The following is a 7,349-nucleotide window of genomic DNA, read 5'->3' on the forward strand; positions in this document are numbered from 1 at the left end:
AGGCATACTCAGCCTTCTTTTTTTTCACCGTAGTAGAGTGATACAGGAGTCAACAATGGAAATGACCAACGCGCAACGTCTTATTTTGTCTAATCAGTACAAGATGATGACTATGCTCGATCCGGCAAATGCTGAACGTTACCGTCGCCTGCAAACAATTATTGAGCGTGGTTACGGATTACAGATGCGTGAATTGGATCGCGAGTTTGGCGAGCTGAAAGAAGAAACCTGCCGCACTATCATCGACATTATGGAGATGTATCATGCGTTGCATGTTTCCTGGTCTAATTTGCAGGACCAGCAATCCATCGATGAACGTCGTGTCACCTTCCTCGGCTTTGACGCCGCCACTGAAGCACGTTACCTCGGTTATGTCCGCTTTATGGTTAATGTGGAAGGGCGCTATACCCATTTTGACGCTGGGACTCATGGTTTTAACGCCCAGACGCCAATGTGGGAAAAATATCAGCGCATGCTTAATGTGTGGCATGCCTGCCCGCGTCAGTACCATTTGAGCGCCAACGAAATTAATCAAATTATCAACGCCTGAGGAGGCCCGCGTGCGGTGCAAAGGTTTTCTGTTTGATCTTGATGGAACGCTGGTGGATTCCCTGCCTGCGGTAGAACGGGCGTGGAGCAACTGGGCCAGACGTCATGGGTTAGCGCCGGAAGAGGTGCTGGCTTTCATTCACGGTAAACAGGCGATCACCTCTTTGCGCCATTTTATGGCGGGCAAATCCGAGGCTGATATTGCCGCCGAGTTTACGCGTCTGGAGCAAATCGAGGCCACGGAAACCGAAGGTATTACCGCGCTTCCTGGGGCAATCGCCTTACTCAATCATTTGAATAAAGCAGGTATTCCGTGGGCCATTGTGACTTCTGGCTCCATGCCGGTAGCGCGAGCGCGCCATAAAATAGCGGGGCTTCCCGCACCAGAGGTGTTTGTAACCGCTGAGCGAGTGAAGCGCGGAAAACCAGAACCTGATGCGTATCTGTTAGGTGCGCAGCTGCTGGGGCTTGCGCCGCAGGAGTGTGTGGTGGTGGAAGATGCTCCCGCTGGCGTGCTTTCTGGCCTGGCGGCGGGTTGCCATGTCATTGCGGTTAACGCTCCGGCAGATACCCCGCGCCTGAATGAGGTCGATTTGGTCCTCCACAGTCTGGAGCAAATTACTGTGACCAAACAGCCAAATGGCGATGCTATTATTCAGTGAAACACCTGATCATGATTTAGCCCCGTCTCGTCGGGGCTTTTTTATGGCAGAATCAAGTCATCCCCCTCAATTAACAAGGATAAGTTGTGAACGGTGAATTGATTTGGGTTCTTTCATTACTGGCCGTTGCCATCGTCTTGTTTGCGACGGGCAGAGTGCGTATGGATGCGGTCGCTTTGTTTGTTATTGTCGCGTTTGCATTAAGCGGAACGCTGACGGTCCCCGAAGTATTTTCCGGCTTTTCTGATCCTAACGTTGTCCTGATTGCCGCCTTGTTTATTATTGGCGATGGTTTGGTCCGTACCGGTGTTGCCACCGTAATGGGAACATGGCTGGTCAAAGTGGCGGGCAACAGTGAAATCAAAATGTTGGTTTTGTTGATGCTGACCGTCGCGGGGCTTGGCGCGTTTATGAGTTCAACCGGCGTTGTCGCTATCTTTATTCCCGTGGTGTTAAGCGTTGCCATGCGTATGCAAACTTCGCCGTCACGTCTGATGATGCCGTTAAGTTTTGCCGGGCTGATTAGCGGCATGATGACGCTGGTGGCGACGCCGCCGAACCTGGTAGTCAACAGTGAATTGCTGCGTGAAGGCTATCACGGCTTCAGTTTCTTTAGCGTAACACCTATTGGCCTGGTCGTGCTGGTGCTGGGTATTTTGTATATGTTAGTGATGCGTTTCATGCTGAAAGGGGATACCCAGACCCCGCAGCGCGAAGGCTGGACGCGTCGAACCTTTCGCGATCTTATCCGTGAATATCGACTGACCGGGCGTGCGCGACGTCTGGCTATTCGCCCCGGATCGCCAATGATAGGTCAACGGCTGGATGATCTCAAATTACGTGAGCGTTATGGCGCTAACGTCATCGGTGTTGAACGCTGGCGGCGTTTTCGTCGCGTTATCGTGAACGTTAATGGGGTTTCTGAATTTCGCGCGCGTGACGTTTTGCTTATTGATATGTCTGCGGCTGATGTCGATCTCCGGCAATTTTGTAGTGAGCAATTGCTGGAGCCGATGGTACTGCGCGGCGAGTATTTTTCTGACCAGGCCCTTGATGTGGGCATGGCAGAGATTTCATTAATTCCTGAGTCAGAACTGATTGGTAAATCGGTGCGCGAAATTGGTTTTCGTACCCGCTACGGACTGAATGTGGTGGGGCTCAAGCGCAATGGCGTGGCGCTGGAAGGTTCGCTGGCGGATGAGCCTCTGCTGCTGGGCGATATCATCCTGGTTGTGGGTAACTGGAAACTGATCGGTATGCTGGCCAAACAGGGCCGCGACTTCGTAGCGCTGAACTTACCGGAAGAGGTGAGTGAAGCATCGCCCGCGCACAGCCAGGCACCCCATGCCATTTTCTGTCTGGTGCTAATGGTGGCGTTAATGCTGACAGATGAAATTCCTAATCCTGTTGCCGCTATCATCGCCTGCCTGCTGATGGGGAAATTCCGCTGTATAGATGCTGAAAGCGCCTATAAATCCATTCACTGGCCGAGCATTATTTTGATCGTTGGGATGATGCCGTTTGCTGTGGCATTACAGAAAACGGGAGGTGTCGCGCTGGCGGTGAAAGGGCTGATGGATATTGGCGGCGGTTATGGGCCACATATGATGCTGGGGTGTTTGTTTGTCTTGTCGGCGGTTATTGGGCTGTTTATCTCTAATACCGCGACGGCGGTGTTGATGGCTCCGATTGCGCTGGCTGCTGCCAAAACGATGGGAGTGTCGCCTTATCCATTTGCGATGGTCGTGGCGATGGCAGCATCCGCCGCCTTTATGACACCGGTGTCTTCACCTGTTAACACCCTGGTTTTAGGTCCGGGAAATTACAGCTTCAGTGACTTTGTGAAGTTGGGGGTACCGTTCACCATTATCGTGATGGCGGTTTGTGTGGTGATGATCCCGATGCTGTTTCCGTTTTGACAAGAGCCTGATGTCGCATCCGGCGCTTATTGCCTGATGCGACGCAGACTCCGGCTGCTTACAGCGGTGAATCCTGGCTAATCTCATCGAGCGAAAGATGGAAGCTGGGAACAAATACTTCCATGAAGTAGTCCATCTCCTGGCTGCGACGCGCTTCAAGCGTCGCTTCCAGTCGCGTTTTTGCCAGCAAGAATTCATTATTTCCGGCCGCGAGTTCTTCCAGACATTTCAGATATGCACACAGTGCATCTGCCTGTTTCACCAGCGATTTTTCTTCATCGCTATATGCATGCTCGTCAATTAACGGCGCAAAGATATCCCGCAGTTCTTCCGGAACCATATCGACCAGTTTCTGCTGAGCGATTTTTTCAATAGCCTTGTACTCCTGAGCGATTTGCGAATTGAAGTATTTCACCGGAGTAGGGAGATCGCCGGTGAGCACTTCTGAGGCATCGTGGTACATCGCCAGTAAAGCGATACGTTCGGCGTTGACATTACCGCCAAATTTCCGATTTTTGATAGCTGCCAGCGCATGGGCGACCATCGCTACCTGCAAACTGTGTTCGGACACATTTTCCGTCCGCACGTTGCGCATTAGCGGCCAGCGGTTAATGAGTTTCAGGCGGGAGAGATGGGCAAAAAAATGGCTCTGTTTCATAGTGACCTTACGTATGATGACATCATCAGGTCATTGTGGCGGGATAACACTGCCGGATGCAATCTCCGGCAGTGAAATTAAGATTACAGCTGATGATAACCAGAAAGGAAACGCGCGAACTTGCTCAAAGACAGCTCGATATCATCGACACGCGGTAGCGTGACAATGCGGAAGTGATCCGGCCACGGCCAGTTGAATGCCGTCCCTTGCACCAACAGAACTTTTTCCTGCAACAGGAAATCCAGCACCATTTTCTGATCGTCATGAATGTTAAAGCGTTTGGCGTCGATTTTCGGGAACATATACAGCGCACCACGAGGTTTCACGCAGGAAACGCCCGGAATATCGTTGATCAGTTCCCACGCGCGGTTACGCTGCTCATAAAGACGACCGCCAGGGGTAATAAATTCACTGATGCTCTGATAACCACCCAGCGCGGTCTGAATGGCGTGTTGCGCAGGAACGTTAGCACACAGGCGCATTGAAGCCAGCATTTCCAGACCTTCGATGTAGCCTTTGGCGTGTTTTTTCGGCCCGTTCAACACCATCCACCCCTGACGGAAGCCTGCAACGCGGTACGTTTTCGACAGTCCGTTAAAGGTAATGGTCAGCAGGTCAGGTGCCAGCGGCGCAATTGAGTGATGCTCAGCATCGTCGTAGAGAATTTTGTCATAAATTTCATCGGCGAAGATAATGAGATTATGCTGACGTGCAATCTCCACAATCTCCATTAAAAGCTCTTTGGAATATACCGCGCCGGTTGGGTTATTTGGGTTGATAATAACAATCCCACGCGTACGAGGCGTAATTTTAGCGCGAATATCATCGAGGTCCGGGAACCAGTCAGAGGATTCATCGCAAAGATAATGCACCGCTTTACCGCTGGAAAGCGAAACCGCCGCGGTCCAGAGTGGGTAATCTGGTGCAGGAACCAACATTTCGTCCCCGCTGTTCAGCAATGCCTGCATTGCCTGAACGATAAGCTCCGATACACCATTGCCGATGTAAATATCTTCCACGGTAACATCACGCATGCCACGAGCCTGGTAGTGCTGCATGATGGCTTTACGCGCGGAGTAAAGCCCTTTGGAATCGCAATACCCTTGAGCGGTAGGCAGGTTGCGTATCACGTCAACGAGGATTTCATCTGGCGCGTCAAAACCGAATGGGGCTGGGTTGCCGATGTTCAGTTTCAGTACCTTGTTACCTTCTTCTTCCAGGCGTTTTGCTTCTTTCAGCACCGGACCACGGATGTCATAACAGACATTCTCTAATTTGCTGGATTTTTCAATGGGGGACATGAATCTTGACCTTTTTTGCTGTTATCGCCACTCCCTGCCGTGGAAGTCAGCTTAGAACAATGTACTCCCCCAGGACGGTGTTTTGAAGGTCTGCAGAATAAGATTTTGCCAGAGGGGAAGGCTCGATTGTGCTGTTAATAACTTAATAATGACAAAATAATGAGGTGTATATGCTTTACATGCAATGTTATATAGTGAATTTTTCTAATTCTTAATTGCAAGTCTGGTTTTTTTATCTGTAAGATAATTGTGTGAAAATGCCTCATTTAAGAATTCACTAATGAAACGCGATGATGATATTTCCGCATTACGGAGAGTTTAATAGCGTGATGATTTCCGAGGTGTCGCAATGGGGGTAAGGTGTGAAACTATTGTTAAGCGGAATTAATGAATGAGGATGATGCTAATTAATTATTATTTAATATTCAAAAAGGTTTTGATGTGCTTATTAATAATAGAAGATTACTTTGCATAACATAACATAACATAACATAACATAACATAACATAACTTTGCATCAGATAATTCGCAATGACCCTTATAAATAAAAGGTTTTTGGGGTAAAATGCTCGCATAAATGACGGATCCCTGCTCTTGATGCCGCTTCACCATTGCTGTTTGTACGTGTTCGCGTATGACCAGCGATGCTGCACGAGAGTGGAACAAGGACTCACATTTACATTTATACAAACACGCGCATGTCATAAATAGAAAAGAGTGAGTAACTTAATAGATATGCGATCCCTGAAGATATATTCTGTGATCTACTTCAGGCATTATAACGGAACAATGTGAGTCGCTTTTTTAGTGCAACTCATATGCATTTTTACTTTCGTCCGGGTTCCGGATGAAACTGCCAGGGAGGCACATTACAAATGGAATTGCTTGTTTGTGTGTGCACAGCATTAACCAGCTCAGTATGAGCCGCCAGTAAGTGATAATATATGATAAGTGCAAATCGTCCGATAATTAACCTCGACCTCGATCTGCTGAGAACATTTGTTGCTGTTGCCGATCTGAACACTTTTGCTGCCGCAGCTGCCGCTGTGTGTCGTACTCAGTCCGCCGTAAGTCAGCAAATGCAGCGTCTGGAACAACTCGTTGGGAAAGAACTGTTCGCTCGTCACGGTCGCAACAAACTGTTAACTGAACATGGCATTCAACTTCTTGGTTACGCCAGGAAAATCCTGCGTTTTAATGATGAGGCCTGCTCATCATTAATGTTCAGTAATCTTCAGGGCGTGTTAACTATCGGTGCTTCAGATGAATCTGCCGATACGATCTTACCTTTCCTGTTAAATCGCGTGAGTTCGGTTTATCCGAAATTAGCGCTGGATGTCCGCGTTAAACGTAATGCCTATATGGCAGAAATGCTGGAATCCCAGGAAGTGGATTTGATGGTAACCACCCATCGTCCTTCAGCGTTTAAGGCATTGAACCTGCGTACCTCGCCAACACACTGGTACTGCGCAGCGGAATACGTATTGCAAAAAGGCGAGCCGATCCCTCTTGTATTGCTGGATGATCCAAGTCCGTTTCGCGATATGGTGCTGGCGACGCTTAATAAAGCAGATATTCCATGGCGACTGGCTTATGTCGCCTCGACGCTTCCGGCCGTTCGTGCGGCAGTGAAAGCCGGTCTTGGCGTGACGGCAAGGCCGGTTGAGATGATGAGCCCGGACCTGCGTGTGCTGAGTGGAGTAGATGGCTTACCGCCGCTACCTGATACCGAATATTTGCTGTGCTATGACCCGTCCAGTAATAATGAGCTGGCCCAGGTGATCTATCAGGCGATGGAGAGCTACCATAATCCGTGGCAATACAGCCCAATGTCTGCTCCGGAAGGGGATGATTCATTGTTGATTGAAAGGGATATCGAGTAATCGACGGACGATAGATAATTCCTGAGACAATAGTGTAAAAAACGAGCCGCTGGGGGTGTTTTAAACCCCAGCGGCTTTTTTTTAGTAAAAATCCTTCCTCGCATAGTGCAGAACGTACAAAACTGTTTATTTTTCAATCACCAGAGATTCACGTCCCGAACGCACAAATAATCGCCTGAAAAAAATCACCTGCTACAATGATGTTAAAAAATACGTAAATTTGTTGTTGCGTTTTTGTTATTGAATAACAAAAGCGTGTCACAGATCAAGAAAATACTCTCTTTTGGGGGGAGGAATCGACACAAATTCCTGTCAAAATAGACTAATGCCGATCAGTTAAGGATCAGTTGACCGATCCAGTGGCTGTGTAAGAATCC

Annotated in this window: 6 protein-coding genes; 4 read left to right on the top strand and 2 right to left on the bottom strand. The window is 48.9% G+C overall.

Features of this window, described 5'->3' with window-relative positions:
- The first annotated feature begins 55 nt into the window (after positions 1-55).
- From ACUU1M_RS17580 to ACUU1M_RS17590, 3 genes are all read left to right on the top strand, one after another.
- Entirely contained in the window at positions 56-550 is a 495-nt protein-coding gene (locus ACUU1M_RS17580) for a YfbU family protein (protein WP_000426124.1), read from the top strand.
- A 10-nt stretch (positions 551-560) separates the two neighbouring features.
- Complete coding sequence (gene hxpA / locus ACUU1M_RS17585; protein WP_001203398.1) at positions 561-1,211, top strand: hexitol phosphatase HxpA; 651 nt, start codon at positions 561-563, stop codon at positions 1,209-1,211.
- Positions 1,212-1,297: 86 nt separating this feature from the next.
- Complete coding sequence (locus ACUU1M_RS17590) at positions 1,298-3,130, top strand: SLC13 family permease (protein ID WP_001012899.1); 1,833 nt, start codon at positions 1,298-1,300, stop codon at positions 3,128-3,130.
- A 58-nt stretch (positions 3,131-3,188) separates the two neighbouring features.
- On the opposite strand, the gene yfbR is transcribed toward ACUU1M_RS17590, so the two are convergent.
- Together yfbR and alaA are read right to left on the bottom strand one after the other, a co-directional pair.
- On the bottom strand, positions 3,189-3,788 hold the full coding sequence (gene yfbR / locus ACUU1M_RS17595; RefSeq protein WP_000813860.1) for a 5'-deoxynucleotidase: 600 nt from the start codon (positions 3,786-3,788) through the stop codon (positions 3,189-3,191).
- 83 nt (positions 3,789-3,871) lie between these two features.
- Complete coding sequence (alaA, locus tag ACUU1M_RS17600) at positions 3,872-5,089, bottom strand: alanine transaminase AlaA (protein WP_000074527.1); 1,218 nt, start codon at positions 5,087-5,089, stop codon at positions 3,872-3,874.
- A 944-nt stretch (positions 5,090-6,033) separates the two neighbouring features.
- On the opposite strand from alaA, the gene lrhA reads away from it, so the two are divergent.
- Positions 6,034-6,972: a transcriptional regulator LrhA gene (gene lrhA / locus ACUU1M_RS17605; protein ID WP_000622286.1), complete on the top strand. Its 939-nt coding sequence runs from the start codon at positions 6,034-6,036 to the stop codon at positions 6,970-6,972.
- Positions 6,973-7,349: the final 377 nt, after the last annotated feature.

Source organism: Shigella sp. SIG6 (genome assembly GCF_053555815.1).

Excerpts from the sequence above, each read along its gene's own strand:
- ACUU1M_RS17580 (WP_000426124.1), top strand. The coding sequence starts at position 56 with ATGGAAATGACCAACGCGCAACGTCTTATTTTGTCTAATCAGTACAAG.
- alaA (WP_000074527.1), bottom strand. The coding sequence starts at position 5,089 with ATGTCCCCCATTGAAAAATCCAGCAAATTAGAGAATGTCTGTTATGAC.
- lrhA (WP_000622286.1), top strand. The coding sequence starts at position 6,034 with ATGATAAGTGCAAATCGTCCGATAATTAACCTCGACCTCGATCTGCTG.
- yfbR (WP_000813860.1), bottom strand. The coding sequence starts at position 3,788 with ATGAAACAGAGCCATTTTTTTGCCCATCTCTCCCGCCTGAAACTCATT.